The organism is Martinezella paranaensis (assembly GCF_014200235.1).
In the GTDB taxonomy this organism is placed as follows: Bacteria; Pseudomonadota; Alphaproteobacteria; order Rhizobiales; family Rhizobiaceae; genus Rhizobium; species Rhizobium paranaense.
Genome location: NZ_JACHBI010000047.1, coordinates 1 through 1,624, shown reverse-complemented (window position 1 = coordinate 1,624; position 1,624 = coordinate 1). Strand labels below are relative to the sequence as shown.

Sequence of the window (1,624 nt, the reverse complement as noted above, 5' to 3'; positions counted from 1 at the left end):
AGTCGGCCGTGAAGTATCAGCAGGTTGTTGATATTCCTGGTATATTGGAGGCTCTCGAATACTCGATATCGCAAGAAAGGTCCGGTTTTCGGTCTGTTTTCTTGCGATTTCAGATTTCGGTTTCGTGATGGGCCGAAGCATGATTCAATCGGCTATCGGCGATGAATCGGAGCCAACAAATGTCGAGACCTGATGAACGGCGCGAGACGGGAGAGCAGGATCTGTTCCGGTCTCGTCTTGATCAGATCATCGACATGCGACACGAGCTTGTCCGGTTGGCGCAGACGATCGACTGGCCGTTTCTGGAGACAAGCTTCGGCGAGGTTTATCGGGATGGAGCAGGTATGCCGCCCTTGCCGACACGGTTGATGGCGGGGCTTTCGATTCTCAAGCATACATTCAACCTGTCGGATGATGCCGTTTGCGCCCGCTATCTCGACAGCCCGTACTTTCAATATTTTTGCGGCGAAGAATTCTTCCGGCACACATTGCCATTCGACCGCTCCTCGCTCACGCGCTGGCGCCAGCGCATGGGTGATGATCGGATAAAGGCGTTGCTGCAGGAGAGCCTGTCGGTGGCGGTCAAGACCGGTGCGATGAAGCCGTCGGACACGCGGCAGGTGATCGTCGATACGACCGTCCAGCCGAAGAACGTCATGTTTCCGACCGATGCGAAGCTCATTCATCGGGCGCGGGAACGGCTCGTGCGGCTCGCCAAAAAGACCGGCCTGGAGCTGCGCCAGACCTATGTGCGGCTGGGCAAATTCGCCCTGATCCAGCATCAACGGTATGCCCATGCCAAACAGTTCAAGCGGGCCGGCAAGGCGCTACGCAAGCTCAAGACCTATCTCGGGCGAACCATCCGCGATATCGAGCGCCAGATTGCCGGCGACGAGCAACTCAAGGCAATCTTCATCTGGCCGCTCTATCAGGCAAAGACGGTTCTGGAGCAAAGGCAGCGTCAACGAGGCCGCAAGATCTTCAGCCTGCATGCCGATGAGGTCGAATGCATCGGCAAGGGCAAGGCGCACAGGCCGTACGAATTCGGCGTCAAGGTCTCGGTGGCAACGACGCTGAACCGTTCGAAAGGCGGTCAGTTCGCTCTCCATGCCATGGCGCTGCCCGGCAATCCCTATGATGGCCACACGATGGCAACCGTCATTCCCGACATGGAAAAGACGATGGGCAATGAGCTCTCCCGTATTCTGGCTGATGCCGGATATCGCGGCCACAACGCGCCTGAGAGCCACAAGCTGCGGGTCTTCACCAGTGGCCAGAAGCGCCGCGTTACACCAGCCATCAAGCGTCTGATGCGACGACGATCCGCCGTCGAGCCCGTCATCGGGCATCTCAAGAACGAACACAGGATGGACCGCAACTATCTCGCCGGACAGCAGGGCGACGCCCTCAATGCCGTTCTGGCTGCTGCCGGCTACAATTTCTCGCTCCTGCTCCGGTGGTTCAGGCTACTTTTGTGCCTGCTCGCAGCCATGCTTCTGGCATCTCTGCCGCGATCCCGGAACATCCCCACCTAAAAACCAGCCTAAACCCATAACCATGCCAACTGTCGACGCCGACAATCATGCGCCGCCACACCAAAATTGGCGTTCTTCACGGGCGACTA

1 protein-coding gene is annotated in these 1,624 nt (G+C 58.0%); it reads left to right on the top strand.

The genetic code is table 11. The annotated features are described in order from the left end of the window. Positions 1-179: 179 nt before the first annotated feature. Entirely contained in the window at positions 180-1,535 is a 1,356-nt protein-coding gene (locus tag GGD50_RS32505) for an IS5 family transposase (protein ID WP_183941383.1), read from the top strand. The last annotated feature ends 89 nt before the right edge of the window (positions 1,536-1,624 follow it).

Excerpts from the sequence above, each read along its gene's own strand:
- GGD50_RS32505 (WP_183941383.1), top strand. The coding sequence starts at position 180 with ATGTCGAGACCTGATGAACGGCGCGAGACGGGAGAGCAGGATCTGTTC.